The organism is Pseudescherichia sp., from assembly GCF_031998825.1.
Taxonomy (GTDB): domain Bacteria; phylum Pseudomonadota; class Gammaproteobacteria; order Enterobacterales; family Enterobacteriaceae; genus Pseudescherichia.
Window position 1 is genome coordinate 53,293 of record NZ_DAMACX010000010.1, and the last position, 18,437, is coordinate 71,729.

Below are 18,437 nucleotides of genomic sequence, written 5' to 3' on the forward strand. Positions count from 1 at the left end.
TAGTAACCGACTCAAAGCACGCGCGCTTTAGGTATGTCAGACCAGCGCGTGGTCCAAGCAGGGCTTAGCATTTCACGTTTCATTTTCCATTCGGTATTAATGCCCTGGCCCGCAAACCATACATTTCCCATTCCGGACTGGTTGATATCATCCAGTACCTTCATCAGCTGTGCGCTATTGGCCCGCGGCTGGTTATCTTCAAACAGATTGAGCTGGCTTACACCGTTTGGAGTGAAGTTATCAAGCATGATACCTGCTTTCATGTACCTTCGACCCTCAAGCCAGATACGGTCAAGTGATCGCATCGCAGATTCAATAATGTCACGCGTGTCCTGTGTTGGCAGCGTCAGTTTCTCACCAGCGCTGTTCCCGTAAAAAACCTCACCGTTTGCGTGTGGCGACGTCCGGATAAACACACCGATGTTGCGACAGTACTGACGTTCCCCGCGCAGTTTTTCCGCTGCGCGCGCAGCGTACTGACACAGCGCCTGCTGCATAGCGACTTTTGAGGTAATTCGCTCGCCGAAGCTGCGGCTACAGACAATCTGCTGTTTTGCCGGTGGCAGCTCTTCGAGCGGAATACATGATTCACCGTTCAGCTCGCGTACGGTGCGCTCCAGCACCACGGAAAAGTTATCGCGAATGAACTTCGGACGCGCGCGTGATAGCTGCAGAGCAGTTTCGATGCCCATAAGGTTGAGTCGTTTACCGATACGCCGTCCCACGCCCCATATTTCCTCAACGGGCTGGTTAGCCAGCAGGGTTTCAGTACGTTTCGGATTACCTGGCGTAAGCGCCAGTACGCCGCGAAACTGCTTCCACTCCTTGCCCGCCCACTGGGCCGATTTTGCCAGTGTTTTGGTCGGCCCCATGCCGATACCGACGGTGAGACCCGTTGTGGTAAAGACATGCGCACGCAGGCGACGGCCAAAAGTTTCGAAGTTCTCACAGCCGTCAATACCGGTGAGATCCAGAAACATCTCATCAATGCTGTACTGCTCGACGCGTGGCGTTATCTCTTCAAGCGCGGTCATTACTCTCTGGCTGAGGCTGTGATAAAGCGCGTAATTGGAGCTGAACACGTGCACCTTTTCCGGATAATCCTGTGTTTTTACCTCAAACCATGGCGCACCCATTTTGATGCCAAGCGCTTTTGCGCCAGCGGAGCGTGCAATGACGCATCCGTCGTTGTTGCTGAGCACTAGCACAGGTCTGCCACGCAGGTCCGGGCGGAACAGCGTCTCGCAGCTGGCATAGAATGAATTAACGTCAGCCAGGCCGAACATGGACATCATGATCTCCGCCGTGTGTAGATAACCCGCACATATCAGTTTCTCCGGCGCGGAGTGTGCACGAAGTGCGCCACTACGCCGAAAATTTCCAGGGTATCCGGGTCTGGGATAATAACAGGATAGGCGGGATTCATCGGCTGCAATACCGGCCCTTTCTGGGTAATAAGAAGGCGCTTGACCGTAAATTCGCCGTACAGTACAGCGATAACCACGTCGCCGTGCTCAGGCCTGAGTGCCCGATCGACTATCAGCAGATCGCCGTCGTAAAGTCCTATATCCTGCATGCTGTTGCCCTGTGCGCGCAGGAAAAAGGTGCTTGCCCTGTGGGCTATTAGATATTCGTTTAAGTCGAGTTCCTGCTCCGCATAGTCCTGGCAAGGAGAGGGAAAACCGCAGGGTACGCGTTCCAGGAAAAGGGGCCTGTAGCTGGGCGGCGGATTATCCGCCGGGTGCATCAACTCAAAGGCGTGAAACATAGCAAAAATCCCTGTCAAAATGCTGTACGTATTTACAGTAGTATTGTCTGACTTTACGGACGAAGCAAGAAGCGTGGGGCGACACAAATATCATTAAAATAATGGACTATTGATTTATTTGAATTTATAGCGGAACGACAGCTCGTAAAACAAGCAGCTATCAGGACTTTCTGTGTCAGGGCATGTTAAAAATTTATTTTGATTCAGGAAAGATCTTACTTAGTCTGTTCAGTACTTCACTTATGCCCCTGCTGACAATCCGATCCTCCCGCATCACTGTCCCCAGAGTCCGGTGAAGCGATGGCGTTACTGAGTAAAGACTGAGACCCTGCCTTTCTTCATGACTTGCAACGGACATACGGGGAACGATGCTGTAACCCAGGCCGGAACGAACCATCCTTTTAATGGCTTCAATACTGCCAAGCTCCATAACCGGGCTGACAGTATGCCCTGCATCGCTGAACCATCCGTCAATCAGATCGCGTGTGGCACTTCCGGGTTCAAATACAATCAGCGGCAGTGGCAAAAGGGTATCAGGAGACAGCGGTTTTGCACTCTGCTCCGAGGTGTCCTTTTCCATGATTACAACAAACTCATCCGTACCCAGCGGGCTGACACTCAGGCATTTACCGGCTGCCGGCAGCGTTACCAGACCAATATCTATACGGTTTTCCTCCACTCCCCGTACAATATCTGAAGTATTGCCTGTGCGTACATCCACCTTCAGCAGGGGATGGGTCTGTCGAAGTTGCTGCAGTAAGTGAGGTAGCAGATGGATACAGGCTGTTGCGCCTGTGCCGACAGTAACGGTGCCGGTTATTTCGTCTGAATGCAGGGAAACCGCTTCAACCGCTCCGCTTACCACCGCATCAATTTTCATGCAGTGTTCAGCGAGAGTCAAACCGGCAGTCGTTGGTCTTACTCCCCGGCTGGTTCGCTCAATAAGCCTGACCTTAAGCGTCTGCTCCAGCTGTCTTATCTGCAGGCTCACTGCCGGTTGCGACAAGCCAAGTACTTCTGCCGCCCCCGAGAAACTGCCCCGGCTGATGACCAGCCTGAAGGTAGCCAGATGATCGAGGTTCAGTGTTGCCATGCCAAAGTTTTCCTCATAACGCTGATAAGCCCTGCTGCCTGTCTGAAATGATTCATCCGGGTTAGTCTCTGTTTCTGATCTGAAAGGGAGCTGTACTGATGGAAATAACCGAAGCAGATGAACGACATATTCCCGCTATACAACAGATTTATGCTTATCACGTATTACACGGCACCGCCACTTTTGAAACCGAACCGCCGGGTGAGGCTGAAATGGCAGCCCGGCTGAAAAAGGTACATGCAGCAGGACTGCCCTGGTTGGTGGCGGTTGACGGAGGAATTGTTCGAGGATACTGCTATTTGTCTCTATACCGGGAACGGTGCGCCTATCGCTTTACTCTGGAAGACTCTGTATATGTTGATGCCACGTATCAGGGGCGGGGCATTGGAAAAATGCTGCTATCCCGTGCAGTAGGATGGGCAGAAGCCCGTGGTTTTCGGCAACTTGTAGCGGTGGTGGGGAACAGTGAAAATACTGCCTCCCTTGCTCTTCACCGCGCTGCAGGCTTCAGCATCACTGGCACCCTCAGGTCTGTAGGATTCAAGCATGGGCGCTGGCTCGATACGGTTATCCTGCAGCGTACGCTCGGGCATGGCGACGCTACGCTTCCGGAAAGTACAGAATGACACAAGGATATCTGACAGGCCGCACCATTTTCTGCATCGGCATGACGCAGCTTATCAACTGGGGTATTACGTTCTACATGCCGGGTGTCTTCGGAGCCGCCATCATGGCGGAAACAGGCTGGTCTTCCGGTGAGACATTCTCCGGCCTGAGCGTTGCCATGCTCGTTATGGGGCTGGTTTCACCGCTTATCGGTCCCGTAATGGCCCGTACCGGTGGACGCACCCTGATGATGGCGGGAACTTTGGCTATAACCATCGGGTGTTTTCTGATGGCGTTTACCTATTCAACATTAGCGTGGGATGCCGTCTGGATCCTGACAGGCGCGGGCATGCGGCTTGCTCTGTATGACGCCGCTTTTGCCATGCTTGTGGAAACCGCAGGCGCAGAGGCTCGCAAGGCAATCTCTCTGGTCACCCTGCTGGGCGGTCTCGCGTCGGCCGCTTTCTGGCCTGCTGGCGCAGCGCTTCTTCACGTCACCGACTGGCGGCATGCCGTCATCATTTATGGCTGTGCGGGCCTGCTGAGCCTGTTTTTTTTAACTGCCGTTCCGGCAGGCAGTCGGGTAAAACTTCCCGTAACAGGGCGATCCGGCCATTCGGCTGACGCAACAGCAACATCAGAGGACACAAAAGCACTCATCAGCGGCCTGTGGTATGCCACTCTGATAGCGTTGATAAGCTTTGTCTCCACCGGCGTGTCCACACATTTTCCCCGGATACTGGCCTCTTATGGCGTGCCTGCTCTGGCTGGCATGCTGTGGGGAGTGGGGCAGTTAGGTGCCCGTCTGCTGGGTGTAGTTTCAGGTGCACGAATCTCCGCGATACGCCTGAACCTTATAACCGGTATCCTGCTTCCCCTCTGTTTTCTGACCGGCCTTGCAGGCAGCATTACTCCTGTGGCTACAGCCTTTTTCGTTCTGGGCTATGGGGCCGTAAACGGACTGAATACGATCGTGAAGGCCGTACTTCCTCTTGTGCTGTTTGATCCGCAGCAGTACGCCCGCAAAACAGGAATACTGATGTCGCCGGCATTTTTTCTCGCGGCACTGGCTCCGTCTGCGTATGCCATACTGCTGGAGCGCTACGGTATACCCGGCACGCTGCTTTTTTCCTTCATCCTGACCCTGATCATTACGGCGATTTCTGTGGTCCTCTGGCAGCGTCATTCTGGCTCTGTTGTGCAGAACCGGGACCATGGAGCATCTACCCTTCACGAAAAAAATGTTTGACGGCTTCCATATTTCTATTATTCTGGAAATATAGTTAAAGGAGGCCGCATGGATTTACACACCGCAGCAAACGCACTTCGAGAACTGGGCCACCCGACACGTCTCCGCATATACCGGGAGCTGGTCAGGGCTGGTCATGAAGGCCTGCCGGTTGGCGAACTGCAGAAGCACCTTGAGATTCCTGCCTCCACGCTCAGCCATCATCTTTCAGCGCTGATGTCCGCTGGACTCATAAGCCAGGAACGGCAGAGTCGTACCTTGTTCTGCAGACCTTGCTATGCGCAGCTTGAGCAGCTGATGGCTTTTCTCACTGAAGAGTGCTGCGCCGGTGGCAGTAGCTGCAGCCTGTCTACCGAGATTTCCCATAAAGAGACTCCATTGTGAATAACGTGAATGATGCCCTGAACAATATCGATCTGACACTCCTGGATACGCCCCTTTCGGAAGAGAAATTAAAGGCCGAAGAGGTGGCGCATCCGCCCCGCATACTGATGCTCTACGGTTCGCTTCGGGAGCGCTCTTACAGCCGACTCACCACGGAAGAGGCCGCACGGCTGCTGACGGCCATGGGCGCGGAGGTGAAGTTATTCAATCCGTCCGGCCTGCCGCTGCCGGATGATGTACCTGAGACGCATCCGAAGGTCGCAGAGCTGCGCCAGCTAGTGCTCTGGTCTGAAGGGATGGTCTGGTGCTCTCCTGAGCGTCACGGTGCCATGACCGGCATCATGAAGACGCAGATTGACTGGATACCGCTGACGTCCGGGGCGGTCCGGCCCTCGCAGGGGAAAACCCTTGCTGTCATGCAGGTCAGCGGAGGCTCACAGTCTTTCAACGCCGTAAACCAGATGCGTATTCTTGGGCGCTGGATGCGGATGATCACTATCCCGAACCAGTCATCCGTTGCAAAAGCCTGGGCCGAGTTTGATGAGGACGGCCGCATGAAGCCTTCTCCGTATTATGACCGCATAGTGGACGTCATGGAGGAACTGATGAAGTTCACCCTGCTGACGCGCGGTCGTAGTGGTTATCTCACCGACCGCTACAGCGAAAGGAAGGAGAGTGCTGCGCAGCTCTCTGAGCGGGTAAACCAGCGCAGCATATAAAAAAGCCGGCATCTGCCGGCTTTTTCACATTTTCCCTGTCACAGCCAAGGGAAACATCAGTGGCTGACGCGATTCCCTTGCTCATCAATGACTGCTTCGCCGTCCTCTTTGGTAAACGCTCCCTTCTGCGGGTCCGGCAGTATGCCCAGAACCACTTCGGAGGGGCGGCAGAGCTTCGTTCCCAGCGGCGTCACCACCACCGGACGATTAATGAGGATCGGATGAGCCAGCATCGCATCGAGCAGTTCTTCATCGCTGAACCGGTCTTCAGCCAGGCCGAGCTGCTCGTAGGGATCGGTATTTTTACGCAGCAGGGCACGCACGCTAATGTCCATGTCCGTAATCAGCTTTTTCAGCTCGTCGCGCGACGGCGGTGTTTCCAGATACAGAATCACCGTGGGCTCGGTGCCGCTGTTGCGGATAAGCGCCAGGGTATTGCGGGACGTCCCGCAGGCCGGATTGTGATAAATGGTAATGTCAGTCATGAGCGTTACTCCATAAAGGCGCTGCACAGGCACAGCTCCGGGGTTAAGGTTAAACAGACAGGCGCAGGGCCAGCGCAGCCAGCGTCACAAACAGTACCGGCAGGGTCATCACGATGCCCACGCGGAAGTAGTAGCCCCAGCTGACGGTTATGTTTTTCTGTGCCAGGACGTGCAGCCACAGCAGGGTAGCGAGGCTACCGATAGGGGTGATTTTCGGACCGAGGTCGCAGCCGATGATGTTGGCGTAAATCATCGCCTCCTTCACCACGCCCTGAGCGGTGCTGCCGTCAATGGAGAGCGCGCCAACCAGCACGGTAGGCATGTTGTTCATGACTGATGAAAGCGCCGCCGTCAGAAAGCCGGTGCCGAGCGTTGCGCCCCAGACGCCATGCTCGGCAAACCGGTTCAGGGCGGCAGAAAGGTAATCAGTTAGCCCGGCATTGCGTAGTCCGTATACCACCAGGTACATGCCCAGCGAGAAGATAACGATCTGCCAGGGCGCACCTTTCAGTACCTTTCCGGTATCAATCACATTGCCTTTCCGGGCTACCAGCCAGAGAATAAACGCCGCCACCGCGGCCACAAGGCTGACCGGCACGCCGAGTGGTTCGAGGGCAAAGAAGCCGATCAGCAGCAGGATGAGAACAATCCAGCCGGTTTTAAAGGTACGCGCATCGCGAATGGCCTCACGCGGCGCCTTCAGCTTCGCCAGGTCGTAAGTGTCCGGGATGTCCCTGCGGAAAAACAGGTGCAGCATCACCAGCGTGGCGGCCACGGACGCGATATTCACCGGCACCATCACCGAGGCATACTCGCTGAAACCCAGTTTAAAGAAGTCTGCCGTGACGATGTTGACCAGGTTTGACACGATGAGCGGCAGGCTGGAGGTATCGGCGATAAACCCGGCCGCCATCACAAACGCCAGCGTGGCCCCGGGGCTGAAGCCCAGCGCCAGCAGCATGGCGATAACGATCGGCGTCAGAATTAGCGCGGCTCCGTCATTGGCAAACAGCGCCGCCACTGCCGCACCCAGCAGAACGATATACGTGAACAGCAGCCGGCCCCTGCCGCCTCCCCAGCGGGAAACGTGCAGCGCGGCCCATTCAAAAAAGCCGGACTCATCGAGCAGCAGGCTGATAATGATGACCGCAATAAACGTGGCCGTGGCGTTCCAGACAATCTGCCAGACCACCGGAATATCCCCGATTTGTACTACGCCGGTCAGCAGCGCCAGCGCGGCGCCGATAACGGCACTCCAGCCAATACTGAGTCCTTTCGGCTGCCAGATAACCAGTACCAGCGTCAGAATAAAAATCGCACCCGCCAGAAACATACCCTCTCCTTCTTAATTATAACTGCCCGTTGAAGCGGGCTGCTAACTGTACCCTGTAAATATATGCGTTTAATCGAATGTGTTTAGATAAAATTTTTACATGCAGACAGCTTTGCCGTTGGTGGTTGCGTTATCACGCTCAGCCTGCTGACTGAGATGAAGAATTTCATCCCGCTGACACAGATATGCCTGCTCAATGACCGCTGCTGCCCACGCAGGCATGTGTGGCGATAACCGGTAATGGATCCACTTGCCGTCGCGCCTGTCGATAAGCAGTCCACTCTCTCTGAGCAGGGCCAGGTGCCGCGATATTTTTGGCTGTGTTTCTTTCAGGATAGATACAAGCTCGCAGACGCAAAGCTCCCCTTTTTCGCGCAACAACAGCACCAGGCTGAGCCGGGTTTCGTCAGAAAGATTCTTAAAAAGTTGCAGGGGCAGCAGTGACGGCATAATTTCTCCTTCGTGGCGGACAGCAACAAGTCTCGTCTGCTGCAGACGAAAGGTCAACTTTATATTTATAAATTCATATATGTTTTGACGTGCTTACAGGCTTTTCAGTACAGCTTAATGAGGGAATAGCGGTTAAACGATATCACACAGATTTTAACGGCAGCACACTTTCAGCTGCCTTAATGGTCGGGCATGACGAAGTAACATCACAAAAAAAGCCTGTTTCTTTAGTGAACCGTTCTACTTATGGCAGAAAGCAGCATCAGTAAGAGTGGCTTCCGGCCAGATGACCTGCAGTGATAACCGGCACGATATCCTCAGGCTCTTCTGCCTGCTCCAGTTCGCGCAGAATACCGCAGTCCCGTGTTGCCCGGTTGGCATTGCAGTGGCTGTGGAGCTCAAATAGTTGTTTTTCCAGCATATTTAGTTCACGAATACGGGCCTGAACGTGGTTCAGATGTTCATTTATCAGGGCATTAACCGTACCGCAGTCTGCGTCTGGCTGGCTGCGCGCCTGCAGCAACACCCGGATTTCTTCATGGGTCATATCGAGCGCCCGGCAGCGCCGGATAAACATAAGCCTTTCGAGATGTGCGCTATCGTAATGGCGGTAGTTATTAGTCTGGTCCCGCAATGCGGCCTGCAGAAGCCCCTCTCGCTCATAATAACGTACCGTCTCTACAGGACATCCCGCCTGGCGGGCCAGTTCACCAATTTTCATATCACACCTCTTCTGAGCTTGACCCTGTAGTTACATCAGGGTCTTTAATGCCAGTATACGTTATGAACGGGATAAAAAAATGAGTGACTGCTGCAGTAATAAAAAATGTGGATCAGCCGCAACCGGAGAGGAGGCGTCTGTTAAAAATACCGCCACTGCCCCGACTGAGGCTTCAGGGAAAATGCCACCAAAAACGACTCAGACCACACCGGCCTGTTGCAGCACCGGGAGCTGCTGCTCAACGGACGGCCTGAGCCAGATGTCCGAACCGGTTGCAGAGCTTCCCCGCAACGATGACGTTCAGACGCGTCTGCGCATCATGCAGATGGACTGCCCGACGGAGGAGACGCTCCTCCGAAAAAAACTGGCAAAATTACCTGCCGTCAGCAATCTTGAATTCAATCTGATACAGAGGGTGCTTACCGTGACCCATACACCGCAGGCGCTGGAACCGGTTCTGCAGGCGGTGCGCTCGCTGGGTTTTGACCCGGAACCGATTGATAAAGCAATGCAGCCTGAAGGCAGCTGCTGCTCAGGCCGTGAGGCGGAAAATACCGGCGGTTCCTGCTGCTCGCCTGCCCCTGTCACATTCGGTGAGCTGCAGACGCAGCAGGTGACCGCTGACGGGGTGCGTACCAGTATCAGGATCATGCAGATGGACTGCCCGGTTGAAGAGGGCATGATCCGTAAAAAGCTGGACGGCATGTCAGCCGTCAAGGAACTGGATTTCAATCTTATGCAGCGTGTACTGACGGTGGTTCACGCACCGGATACGCTGGAGCCGGTTCTGGCCGCCATTCGTTCTCTGGGCTTTGAACCTGAACTTCCTGACAGTAATGGCCGGCACGCGGTCACTGAGGAAAAGAAAAAACACTGGTGGCCGCTCGCGCTTGCCGGTTTGGCGGCAATCGCCGCCGAAGCCATGCACTGGGCGGGCATGCCGGAATGGCTGGAAGCGGCTCTTGCTCTGGCTGCCGTTGCGGCCTGTGGCCTGTCCACGTACAAAAAAGGCTGGATTGCTCTTCGCAACGGCAACCTGAATATCAACGCCCTGATGAGTATTGCCGTCACCGGGGCGCTGGCGCTCGGACAGTGGCCTGAAGCCGCCATGGTAATGGTGCTGTTCACGATTGCGGAACTGATTGAAGCGAAATCTCTTGATCGCGCCCGCAATGCCATCGGCTCTCTGATGAAGCTGACGCCTGAAACGGCCACGGTTCAGCAACCGGACGGCTCCTGGAAAGAAACTGAGGCCAGGTCTGTATCCCTTAACAGCGTGGTCAGGGTAAAACCGGGCGAGCGTATCGCTCTCGACGGCACGGTGGTCCGGGGCAGGACCGCCATTAATCAGGCACCTATTACCGGCGAAAGTCTGCCGGTGGATAAAGGGGAAGGTGACCCGGTCTTCGCCGGGACGGTCAACGGCTCCGGTGGCTTTGAGTACCGTGTAACGGCCGCTGCCGGAAATACCACGCTGGCGCGTATCATTCATGCCGTGGAGGAAGCGCAGGGGGCAAAAGCCCCTACGCAGCGCTTTGTTGATCGCTTTGCACAAATTTATACCCCTGTGGTGTTTGCTATTGCCGTCGCAGTTGCCGTTCTCCCACCGCTGATTGCAGGTGAAAGCTGGCAGGAGTGGATTTACAAGGCGCTGGTGATGCTGGTTATCGCCTGCCCCTGTGCGCTGGTCATTTCCACGCCAGTGACCATTGTCAGTGGCCTGACGGCAGCAGCCCGCCGGGGGATATTGATCAAGGGCGGCGTTTATCTTGAAGAAGGCCGAAAGCTGAAGTGGCTGGCGCTCGACAAGACCGGCACCCTGACGCACGGTAAGCCGGTACAGACGGATGCGATTATCTATACCGGGGTGGCAGAAGATGAGGGGCGCAGTCTGGCTGTGAGCCTGGCAGGTTACTCCGATCATCCGGTTTCGCAGGCTGTATCGGCGGCATCAGATGGCATTCAGCGTTATGAAGTGGAAAACTTTGAGGCTCTGCCAGGCCGCGGCGTGCGCGGCGTCATCAACGGTCAAACCTACAGTCTGGGCAATCTGAGGCTGGCTGAAGAAACGGTGCGCTGTCCGGAAGCGGTCAGGGCTGCACTAACGGAACTGGAGACCGGGGGTAAAACGGTCATCATGCTCTGTGACACTCATCAGGTGCTAGGGCTGTTTGCGGTGGCTGATACGGTGAAGGAAAGCAGCCGCGAGGCGATAAGTCAGTTGCATAGTCTGGGTGTTAAAACGCTCATGCTGACCGGAGACAATGCGCACACTGCGCAGGCCATTGCCGGTCAGGTTGGTATCGATGAGGCGCGGGGGGATCAACTGCCGGAAGATAAACTGCGTGCTGTAGAAACATTTACGGCGCAGGGCACGACCGGCATGGTGGGCGACGGCATCAATGATGCACCGGCGCTGGCCCGCGCCGATATCGGCTTTGCCATGGGTGCAATGGGCACGGATACCGCCATCGAGACTGCCGATGTGGCCCTCATGGATGATGATTTGCGTAAAATTCCGGCTTTTGTCCGACTCTCCCGGCAGACGTATAACATTCTGGTTCAGAATATCGTTATGGCTATTGGGATCAAGGCAGTGTTCCTGGCCCTGACCATTGCAGGTATGGGGACCATGTGGATGGCCGTATTCGCGGATGTGGGGGCAAGCCTGCTTGTCGTGGCAAACGGTCTGCGCCTGTTGCGTAAGTAACCTGTCTGGCTGCTCTTCCGGTAAAGACAGGCACCTGAAAATAGCCGCTAATCTGCACTCCGATAAAGGAAGAGAGTATGAAACCGCGTAACATGATTTTATTGCTGATGCTCGCAGTCGTGTTTCCGGCAACGGCTGCGCAGGCAGTACACGGAAACCATGCCGGAATGTCACCGTCTTCTGAGGCCTATATGGACGGCATGAATAATATGCACGAAGGAATGATAAAGGCCGTACAGGACCCGGATGCAGACAGGGCATTTGCCAGGAGCATGATTGAACATCACAAAGGAGCCATTGCCATGGCCGAAACGGAACTCCGTTATGGTAAATCACCGGCAATGCGGAAGATGGCTGAAAGCATTATCAGCGCCTAGAAAGAAGAAATACGGCAGATGGAAGTATGGCTCAGTAAATAAGCTCTTTTTTATTACTTTCGTTACGGCGTAGCAGCTCCTTACTACGCCGTCCTTCACACACATAAAGTGAATTCCGGTCAGGGCCTGCTACAGAATACGTGGGATATCTGTTTTCATAAGAGCGGCGTTCAGTTTTTCCACATCACCTTCTATTACTTCTTTCTCATCGGGCGTCAGTGGCACTTCTTCAAGATAATGTTTTACCGATGCCTTACTTTCCAGTAACAGTCCTCTTGCACTTCTCTTTGGCAGATTAAAATCACATCCGATGCATGCCATACGGTGCGGGCAACTGCTCCAGAAGGGATTAGTACAGAAAGAGTCGCCCAGATCATAATATGTCGCAGGTCCCGTGAGGCTGGTTGCTGCGGGGTCATGATCAATCAGCACGCTTATCATGTGCGCTACCCGGTCAGCTTTAACAAAAGAGGCAGCAAGCTGCGTCGGGCGTATTCGAATATAATGCATGGTGGATTGCGGCGAAGAGTGTCCTGACCACTGCATCAGCTCGTATAAAGACATGCCCTGAGGAACACTGGCCAGGGCAGTTACGGCCGATGCGCGTCCCCTGTGGCTGGTAATGGGGCCCCGGCTGTCTTCCTCAGGCACTCCTGCCCGGGCACAGAGAACCGGAATAACGGTGCGGTTTATTATGTCTCTTCCCACCGGTTTGCCCCGGTACTGAAACAGAAAACGGACTTTTTCACCGGTGCGTTCATCCGTCAGAGCTGCCTGTTCTTCTGGTCGTTCTGCCAGCCAGATATCGACATACTTTTTCACCACTGCAGAAACCGGCTTAACAAAGGCTTTAGATGTCTTGCCGGCCGGCACGTTCAGATAGCAAAGAGTCCCGGCAGGAATGGTACTGCCGTCGTCCCGGTTAATATCTTCCGATTGTGGAATGATGCAGCCAGCGGTCAGGCGCATCAGCTCATTCTGACGCAGCCCTGCATGCGTCCAGATGACTGCCATAGCCTGCAGCATAGAGAGGGGGTAGTGAATTTCACTGAGCAAATCTTCCTGACGCAGATTCAGGCTTGCCCAGACCAGTTTCAGCCATACAGGATCATCAATAACACGCGGATTGACGCCCTGACGAAAGAGCGGTGTATCAGGTGTGGAGAGATGGCGGGCCGGACTGAATTTCAGACGTCCCCATTCCCAGAGTTCGTAGTCAAACATAAAACGACGAACGGCATACACGAAACCGGCACGGGAATTTGGCAGCATGGGCTCTCCGGAACGTGGAGAGCGGCGCACCCCACGTTCTGTACCCAGTGAAAGTTCATCAACCTTCATTCTTCCGATTGCAGCAATGAAGCTGGCGCAGATCTCCATTGTCCAGTCGGACGGCGAGCGAATTTCCGGATGCTCGCGGGCGAGCCACAGACCGCAGCGGAGGATAAAGCTGTACTGGCTCTCTCTGGACCGGGGCCGAAGCACCGACGTTTCTCTCCAGCGCCGGCACCACGTTACCCACTCTGTGGCAATATTTTCTGTGGGTTTTTCGTGCCACTCACGGTAATTGCGCATACGTACGGCACTTTTGAGGATGCCCATTGCGGCCAGCGCATGTGAAACTCTGCCTACTGTTCGTGCGATTCCCCGATCGTGATAATTCTGCGCGCGCCACAGGAGTTCAGTTGTGAAGCTTTCAAGCTCAGGATTATTGTTCATCATCATCAGTATGCCCAGCAGGGCTGACAGGGCGTTTTTCTGGTTCTGTCGTTTGTATCCCAGCGAGACAAGCGTATCAGTCAGCCGGTTGAGTTCCTGAATGAAAATGTCCCGGCCATAGATGGCACAGGCGTACAACGACGGAGCACCATGATGCGGCAGGTCGAACGGTGAGGGAAACGGGCCAAGATGGAAGGCAAATGCCGCAATAAGGGGCCTGCCGGAACGGTGCTGCAGGCACAACGTCAGCCACTTTTCCGAATCCCACAGCCAGCAGGGTTTCCTTGTCCGGTGTATTTCCGCCAGCACGACAGGAATGATAATCCTGACGAGTCTGTCACTCGTACCGCTGCGGGCGGCAATATCCTGAAGTGGCCGCAGTAAAGATGACAGCGGACCTTGCTTGCTCAAAGCAGAGATACGTTTGTGCCCTGTGCTTAATGCCTCAAGCTCTTCAATGCTTAACACATTATTCAGCTGATAATCTGAACGCCTGAAGGGGACATAAATTTTATGAATTCCTGTTTCTGCTTTCATCACACGGCTCCCGCCTGAAAGATAAGCCCTGCAATCTTACGGTCGGTTTCAGCGACGGCAGCAGCCATGCGGGCAGCCATATCCGTTCCCGACAGATGAATATAAATTTGTGTTGTACGTGGGTCCCTGTGCCCTGCATAAGTAGCCAGTTCATGCAGTTTCCATCCGGCCCGTGCCAGATGCGTCAGCCGGAGGTGACGAAAAGTATGCGTGGTGATGTCTGGCTGATCAGTCTCTGCCGCCCATTTCCGTACGGTTTTACTCCAGCTCCAGAAAGAGAGAGGAGCGCCGTAATTACGGTCAGAGACGGAACGGAACAAAGCACCGCCTGACCAGCCTTCCAGCCGTAGCTTTTGAAAATGGTTTGCCAGTACCGGCGCAACGTCGGCGCTATAGCAGACCATTCTTTCCCGTCTGTTTTTCGTCGTTTCTGCCCGGATGCGTATCAGGCGATGAGCCAGGTCAATGTCCTCAAGCCTCAGAGCCGTCACTTCAGTACGTCGGAGCGCCCCATAATAAGCCAGAGCAAGCATCAGTCGGTCACGCAGAGGCGCTGCAGAAACGTGTTTCAGGAACCTGAGCCACTCCCCGTCATCGGGAATAACGGGGAGTCGGTTGATACGTGGGATCAGGCCGCGTCCGGTATAAATGGCACCAGGCAAACCCGAACGGGGTAACGGGTTGAGACTGCAAATATCCTGATAAACCAGAAAGTCATACCAGAGACGAAGAGCTGAAAGGCGCAACTGGAGCGTGGCGCTTGCAACGGACGACGGCATATCAGGGAGCTGAGGTCGGATATATCCTGCAATGTCTTCAAAGGAAGCTCTTTCAGGAGCAATGTCGTGTATTTCACAGAAGGCAAAAAAATGCGTCAGGGCACTTCGATAGGCTTTAATAGTTGCGCTGGCTCTTCCTAAATTCGAAAGAATTGTAAGCCACTGCTCAGTCAGCAGAAGAGCAGATGCGGAATGCATGGAAGTGTTCACGGCCTTCCCCTTTCAGTTCATAACAACTGATTAAAGTTTATACCGAAGATGTTGCATTCCATTTAACTTACTATAAGCTGTAATTACTTGAAAATGCTACAACACCCTTTTTCTCAGCCTCACGACCAACCTTGAACCAGGGATCGCCCATTTTTAACCCAAGTGATTTTGCTGCTGAGGAACGGGCTATTATGCAGCCATCGTTATTAGACAGCACCACCACAGGTTTGCCACGGAGATCTGGTCTGAAAACTGTCTCGCAGGAAGCGTAAAATGAGTTAACATCGACTAGGGCGAACACTGCTAAGCGCCCCTAAACTTGAATGAATGCACAAGATGGCGTACCACACCGAAGACAACGGTTTCGATGTCGTCAGTCAGGGGTATAGCTGAATATGCGGGATTAGCTGGCAACAGGGCTGGAGAAGGCAACAACTGCAGTCGTTTACAGGTAAACTCTCCATTTACAGCTGCAATGACAATATCACCGTGCCTGGCCTCACGAATACATTCAACTATTAATAAATCTCCATCTCTGATACCGGCGTTACGCATCGAATCCCCTTCTGCTCGCACCAGGTAAGTACTTTCTGGATAGCGGATACAAAGGTCATCCAGGGAAAGACGCTTTTCAACATAATCCTGAGCGGGAGAAGGGAAACCACATGAAACCCCATCGCCAAACAAAGGAACACATGCCAGTGATGGATTGCTACCTGTAAGTCTGGCTATCGCCGCCATCATCAAAACCGGTGTGTTTGCTGAATTTTTCTGCGAACTTTTATCCCAACACATCGTCTGTTCTAAAGGAATTGGCATAACTCGCCCCCCTCAAATTATACTGTTTATAAATACAGTATAATAATGCATTTTCAACGATGACAAGCTGTAACTATTTGGAAAAAAGTAACCTGATGAGTTTTAAAGAATTAATTAGTGTTCTCAGTCAGGTATCATGGATGTTCGTAATTGCACAAAAATTCCGCTATAGTCCCTTTAGAATTCACGTAATTCGGAGGGGGTGATGTATCAGTCTCAAGAGAAACGCGCCTGGAATCGTGGCGTCCGTTTTGCGGGTATATGGAAACGAGCCAGAACTACTCTATTAAACTGGGATAAACGGTGTGTGTCGTGGGCGGCTACTCATCGTCTACCGTCTTGGTGTGGGCATATCCCAATGATACCCATTGCATGTTTTGTAATCCTCACTTTTGGATCATTGTTTCTCATTAGTGCCGTGCTCTCACCTCATAGAAAACATCTCTCCGAAAGTGAAAATGCACCATGTGAGAACTTTATGGAAGAGCAGCCAGGTTATGGAAAATATCGTGATGGCCAGCATGGATGGGGATGGTACGACGCTGCAGGGCGTATGGTTAACGAGGATGAGTAAGGGCTCCCCCTTACTCATTTGTGACAATTTACGCTTACTTCATAGCTTTATTTGCAACAGCATTAGCTCCAGCCTCTCCCAACTTACCTCCAGAGCTTTCAGCTTTTGCTGTTCCTTGCTGATATGCTGAGCTTAAAGCATTCCCGATGGTAACTCCTGCCCATGATAATGCCCCTAACCAAACAGCAGGAAGTACCAGAAACATAGTGCCCATAACCAGATTCATAATAAGGTCATCTGAGCTGTTCTGCAGTCCCGCCATATTGAACCGACTGTGTGTATCCGAACTGTACAACGCGGTTAACAGCCAGCTGTCGAGCCAGCGCGCCAGTTCCCACCAGAATGTCAGGAAGTTAAGAGCAAACATCACAAAGGTCAGCGTAATAACGGTTTTGAATTCGTAGGCCGCAAATGCCAGGATCAGCGGCAGCATGACATATATTGCCATCAGCAGGATGGCCTGCACCATTGGCAGCGCCTGTCGCATCGCATCGAACGCCGGGAACGCGGCCAGACTGCCGAGGGCCGTACCGCCAATGGAGGCCACGCGCGCCGCGGCATTATCCAGGGTAAAATCGGCATTGCCGCCATAGCCGGCATACACGTGACCATTCTGTGAGACAGTCAGGCTTTCCGGGCTTACCAGACGACGGATGACGGCTTCCTGATAGTCACTGTCGTTAAAGCCTGACATTTTCATTGCGGCCGAGATACGCAGCCACATATCGGGGTCGGCCTGATCTTTCACCCGCGCTTTCAGTCCTGTGTCCGTACTGCTCCACCACTCGCTGCAGGTGGGATAGCCTCCTCTTCCGGTATTGGGCCGGCCACTGTCCCGGCTGTCAGACCATGGGAACGCAGCCCGGGGCAGTTTGGACTGCAACGAAGGATAGTACCGGCTCAGGAATGTACTGCTGCCAATCCATTCGATATCACGCAGCGTAGTTTTGTCCTTTGTCTGGCCCTGATCCTGTTGCTTCCACAGATACAGCGCAACCGAATAGCAGTCGTTGGTGAAGTCCTGCAGTTCCTGCGCCAGCGCTTTGTTGTCGATACGCGTATGCTGCACTTCAAAGCGGATCTGCCGCATGTCAGGGCGGCAGGGAATGGTCGCCACGGCCGCCTGGGTTACCCCTTTCGAGAGTTTATGAATCAGCACCCACCACACCGGTGCTGCGGCCGTCTGGTCGTTGAGACTGGTGACCACGCCGGCATACCCGCTTTCATCCGGCGCTTTTGGCGTCCACACACCACAGCTCTTTGCCCGGGTTGTGTCGTACTGCATCGTACTGAGGCTGACATTAATCAGCGGTACGCAGCAGGCAATCATCACCAGGAATCCGGCATACAGCGCGTTCTCGATACGAGGCAGCGACAGCATCCCCTTGTTGCCTTCATCCTCCCCCTCTTCACGGACTTTGAGCCAGATCCCCACCACCTTAAACGCCAGCGGCAGGACAAAAAGCCCGGTGCTCAGCAGGACATTCCACAGGCCGTTATTGATCACCCAGCCGAGCAGCGTGAGAAAATACTCAAGATAGCTGTTTGTTGTCATCGTCAGGCTCCCGGACCGGTAAACATCGCGTACTCACACAACGCGATAAAAAGCACACTGACCACACTGATGCGCAGCAGCGGCCGCCGGTATGCCTCCCGAAAACCCGGCGCATGCCGGATTTTCCAGAGGCCCCAGGCAACAAGCGCATACAGCGCCAGTCGCCACATCAGCCAGCCGTAACGCGTCGACTGCATCCAGCTCCGGAATGCAGCAGCTTCAGTCGGATGTTTCATGGCGGTGTCAGCCATCATCAGTGAGACCACCATGAACAGCGCCATACAGGCGAGGAAGAAGCCGGCACGGGTCAAGACTTTCCTGACAGTCGTTTTATTACGCATCCTTATTC

Annotated in this window: 18 protein-coding genes and 1 pseudogene; 6 read left to right on the forward strand and 13 right to left on the reverse strand. The window is 53.9% G+C overall.

Annotation, left to right across the window (positions count from 1 at the left end):
• Positions 1-11: 11 nt before the first annotated feature.
• The 3 genes from umuC to RTP97_RS06985 form a co-directional block, all read right to left on the reverse strand.
• The gene (umuC, locus tag RTP97_RS06975) at positions 12-1,286 is read right to left on the reverse strand and encodes a translesion error-prone DNA polymerase V subunit UmuC (RefSeq protein ID WP_023202697.1); all 1,275 of its coding nucleotides are present in this window, start codon (positions 1,284-1,286) and stop codon (positions 12-14) included.
• 41 nt (positions 1,287-1,327) lie between these two features.
• Entirely contained in the window at positions 1,328-1,768 is a 441-nt protein-coding gene (gene umuD, locus RTP97_RS06980; RefSeq protein ID WP_006786002.1) for a translesion error-prone DNA polymerase V autoproteolytic subunit, read from the reverse strand.
• A 193-nt stretch (positions 1,769-1,961) separates the two neighbouring features.
• On the reverse strand, positions 1,962-2,861 hold the full coding sequence (locus RTP97_RS06985) for a LysR family transcriptional regulator (RefSeq protein ID WP_006786000.1): 900 nt from the start codon (positions 2,859-2,861) through the stop codon (positions 1,962-1,964).
• Between the two features lie 98 nt (positions 2,862-2,959).
• Between RTP97_RS06985 and RTP97_RS06990 the strand changes: the two genes are divergently transcribed.
• Genes RTP97_RS06990 through arsH form a run of 4 tightly spaced genes read left to right on the forward strand, consistent with a single transcriptional unit; the run spans position 2,960 to position 5,819 of the window.
• Positions 2,960-3,487, forward strand: coding sequence for a GNAT family N-acetyltransferase (locus RTP97_RS06990; RefSeq protein WP_020899215.1), 528 nt, complete (start codon positions 2,960-2,962; stop codon positions 3,485-3,487).
• Positions 3,484-4,716: an MFS transporter gene (locus RTP97_RS06995; RefSeq protein WP_023202698.1), complete on the forward strand. Its 1,233-nt coding sequence runs from the start codon at positions 3,484-3,486 to the stop codon at positions 4,714-4,716. The genes RTP97_RS06990 and RTP97_RS06995 overlap by 4 nt, the downstream gene beginning before the upstream one ends.
• A gap of 48 nt (positions 4,717-4,764) precedes the next feature.
• Positions 4,765-5,100, forward strand: coding sequence for an ArsR/SmtB family transcription factor (locus RTP97_RS07000; protein ID WP_006785996.1), 336 nt, complete (start codon positions 4,765-4,767; stop codon positions 5,098-5,100).
• The gene (arsH, locus tag RTP97_RS07005; protein WP_006785995.1) at positions 5,097-5,819 is read left to right on the forward strand and encodes an arsenical resistance protein ArsH; all 723 of its coding nucleotides are present in this window, start codon (positions 5,097-5,099) and stop codon (positions 5,817-5,819) included. Before RTP97_RS07000 ends, arsH begins: the two co-directional genes overlap by 4 nt.
• Before the next feature lie 56 nt (positions 5,820-5,875).
• Here arsH and arsC read toward each other — a convergent pair whose 3' ends face one another.
• The 4 genes from arsC to cadR all read right to left on the reverse strand — a co-directional run bounded on the left by arsC (position 5,876) and on the right by cadR (position 8,808).
• Positions 5,876-6,304, reverse strand: a complete 429-nt coding sequence (gene arsC, locus RTP97_RS07010) for a glutaredoxin-dependent arsenate reductase (protein ID WP_006785993.1) — start codon at positions 6,302-6,304, stop codon at positions 5,876-5,878.
• Between the two features lie 49 nt (positions 6,305-6,353).
• The gene (locus tag RTP97_RS07015; RefSeq protein WP_006785992.1) at positions 6,354-7,637 is read right to left on the reverse strand and encodes an arsenic transporter; all 1,284 of its coding nucleotides are present in this window, start codon (positions 7,635-7,637) and stop codon (positions 6,354-6,356) included.
• Positions 7,638-7,733: 96 nt separating this feature from the next.
• Positions 7,734-8,087 (reverse strand): metalloregulator ArsR/SmtB family transcription factor, encoded by a 354-nt coding sequence (locus RTP97_RS07020; RefSeq protein ID WP_006785991.1) that lies wholly within the window; start codon positions 8,085-8,087, stop codon positions 7,734-7,736.
• A gap of 262 nt (positions 8,088-8,349) precedes the next feature.
• Entirely contained in the window at positions 8,350-8,808 is a 459-nt protein-coding gene (gene cadR / locus RTP97_RS07025; protein ID WP_006785990.1) for a Cd(II)/Pb(II)-responsive transcriptional regulator, read from the reverse strand.
• Positions 8,809-9,067: 259 nt separating this feature from the next.
• Between cadR and RTP97_RS07030 the strand changes: the two genes are divergently transcribed.
• Positions 9,068-11,518, forward strand: a complete 2,451-nt coding sequence (locus tag RTP97_RS07030; protein WP_312412157.1) for a heavy metal translocating P-type ATPase — start codon at positions 9,068-9,070, stop codon at positions 11,516-11,518.
• A gap of 77 nt (positions 11,519-11,595) precedes the next feature.
• Positions 11,596-11,895 (forward strand): DUF305 domain-containing protein, encoded by a 300-nt coding sequence (locus tag RTP97_RS07035; protein WP_006785988.1) that lies wholly within the window; start codon positions 11,596-11,598, stop codon positions 11,893-11,895.
• A 129-nt stretch (positions 11,896-12,024) separates the two neighbouring features.
• Here the strand turns inward: RTP97_RS07035 and RTP97_RS07040 are convergent, their stop codons facing one another.
• The 6 genes and pseudogenes from RTP97_RS07040 to RTP97_RS07065 all read right to left on the reverse strand — a co-directional run bounded on the left by RTP97_RS07040 (position 12,025) and on the right by RTP97_RS07065 (position 18,429).
• Positions 12,025-14,151, reverse strand: coding sequence for a tyrosine-type recombinase/integrase (locus tag RTP97_RS07040; protein ID WP_006785987.1), 2,127 nt, complete (start codon positions 14,149-14,151; stop codon positions 12,025-12,027).
• Positions 14,151-15,128 (reverse strand): site-specific integrase, encoded by a 978-nt coding sequence (locus RTP97_RS07045; RefSeq protein WP_023202702.1) that lies wholly within the window; start codon positions 15,126-15,128, stop codon positions 14,151-14,153. The genes RTP97_RS07040 and RTP97_RS07045 overlap by 1 nt, the downstream gene beginning before the upstream one ends.
• A gap of 85 nt (positions 15,129-15,213) precedes the next feature.
• A pseudogene (locus tag RTP97_RS07050) lies at positions 15,214-15,441 on the reverse strand (DNA polymerase V subunit UmuC); the annotation flags it as partial.
• A gap of 2 nt (positions 15,442-15,443) precedes the next feature.
• On the reverse strand, positions 15,444-15,881 hold the full coding sequence (umuD, locus tag RTP97_RS07055; protein ID WP_223350678.1) for a translesion error-prone DNA polymerase V autoproteolytic subunit: 438 nt from the start codon (positions 15,879-15,881) through the stop codon (positions 15,444-15,446).
• Positions 15,882-16,567: 686 nt separating this feature from the next.
• The gene (locus RTP97_RS07060) at positions 16,568-18,088 is read right to left on the reverse strand and encodes a conjugal transfer protein TraG N-terminal domain-containing protein (protein ID WP_006785984.1); all 1,521 of its coding nucleotides are present in this window, start codon (positions 18,086-18,088) and stop codon (positions 16,568-16,570) included.
• Between the two features lie 2 nt (positions 18,089-18,090).
• The gene (locus tag RTP97_RS07065) at positions 18,091-18,429 is read right to left on the reverse strand and encodes a hypothetical protein (RefSeq protein WP_020899218.1); all 339 of its coding nucleotides are present in this window, start codon (positions 18,427-18,429) and stop codon (positions 18,091-18,093) included.
• Positions 18,430-18,437: the final 8 nt, after the last annotated feature.

Coding starts and splice junctions, on each gene's coding strand:
- umuC (WP_023202697.1), bottom strand. CDS start 1,286: ATGTTCGGCCTGGCTGACGTTAATTCATTCTATGCCAGCTGCGAGACG.
- umuD (WP_006786002.1), bottom strand. CDS start 1,768: ATGTTTCACGCCTTTGAGTTGATGCACCCGGCGGATAATCCGCCGCCC.
- RTP97_RS06985 (WP_006786000.1), bottom strand. CDS start 2,861: ATGGCAACACTGAACCTCGATCATCTGGCTACCTTCAGGCTGGTCATC.
- RTP97_RS06990 (WP_020899215.1), top strand. CDS start 2,960: ATGGAAATAACCGAAGCAGATGAACGACATATTCCCGCTATACAACAG.
- RTP97_RS06995 (WP_023202698.1), top strand. CDS start 3,484: ATGACACAAGGATATCTGACAGGCCGCACCATTTTCTGCATCGGCATG.
- RTP97_RS07000 (WP_006785996.1), top strand. CDS start 4,765: ATGGATTTACACACCGCAGCAAACGCACTTCGAGAACTGGGCCACCCG.
- arsC (WP_006785993.1), bottom strand. CDS start 6,304: ATGACTGACATTACCATTTATCACAATCCGGCCTGCGGGACGTCCCGC.
- RTP97_RS07015 (WP_006785992.1), bottom strand. CDS start 7,637: ATGTTTCTGGCGGGTGCGATTTTTATTCTGACGCTGGTACTGGTTATC.
- RTP97_RS07020 (WP_006785991.1), bottom strand. CDS start 8,087: ATGCCGTCACTGCTGCCCCTGCAACTTTTTAAGAATCTTTCTGACGAA.
- cadR (WP_006785990.1), bottom strand. CDS start 8,808: ATGAAAATTGGTGAACTGGCCCGCCAGGCGGGATGTCCTGTAGAGACG.
- RTP97_RS07030 (WP_312412157.1), top strand. CDS start 9,068: ATGTCCGAACCGGTTGCAGAGCTTCCCCGCAACGATGACGTTCAGACG.
- RTP97_RS07035 (WP_006785988.1), top strand. CDS start 11,596: ATGAAACCGCGTAACATGATTTTATTGCTGATGCTCGCAGTCGTGTTT.
- RTP97_RS07040 (WP_006785987.1), bottom strand. CDS start 14,151: ATGAAAGCAGAAACAGGAATTCATAAAATTTATGTCCCCTTCAGGCGT.
- RTP97_RS07045 (WP_023202702.1), bottom strand. CDS start 15,128: ATGCATTCCGCATCTGCTCTTCTGCTGACTGAGCAGTGGCTTACAATT.
- umuD (WP_223350678.1), bottom strand. CDS start 15,881: ATGGCGGCGATAGCCAGACTTACAGGTAGCAATCCATCACTGGCATGT.
- RTP97_RS07060 (WP_006785984.1), bottom strand. CDS start 18,088: ATGACAACAAACAGCTATCTTGAGTATTTTCTCACGCTGCTCGGCTGG.
- RTP97_RS07065 (WP_020899218.1), bottom strand. CDS start 18,429: ATGCGTAATAAAACGACTGTCAGGAAAGTCTTGACCCGTGCCGGCTTC.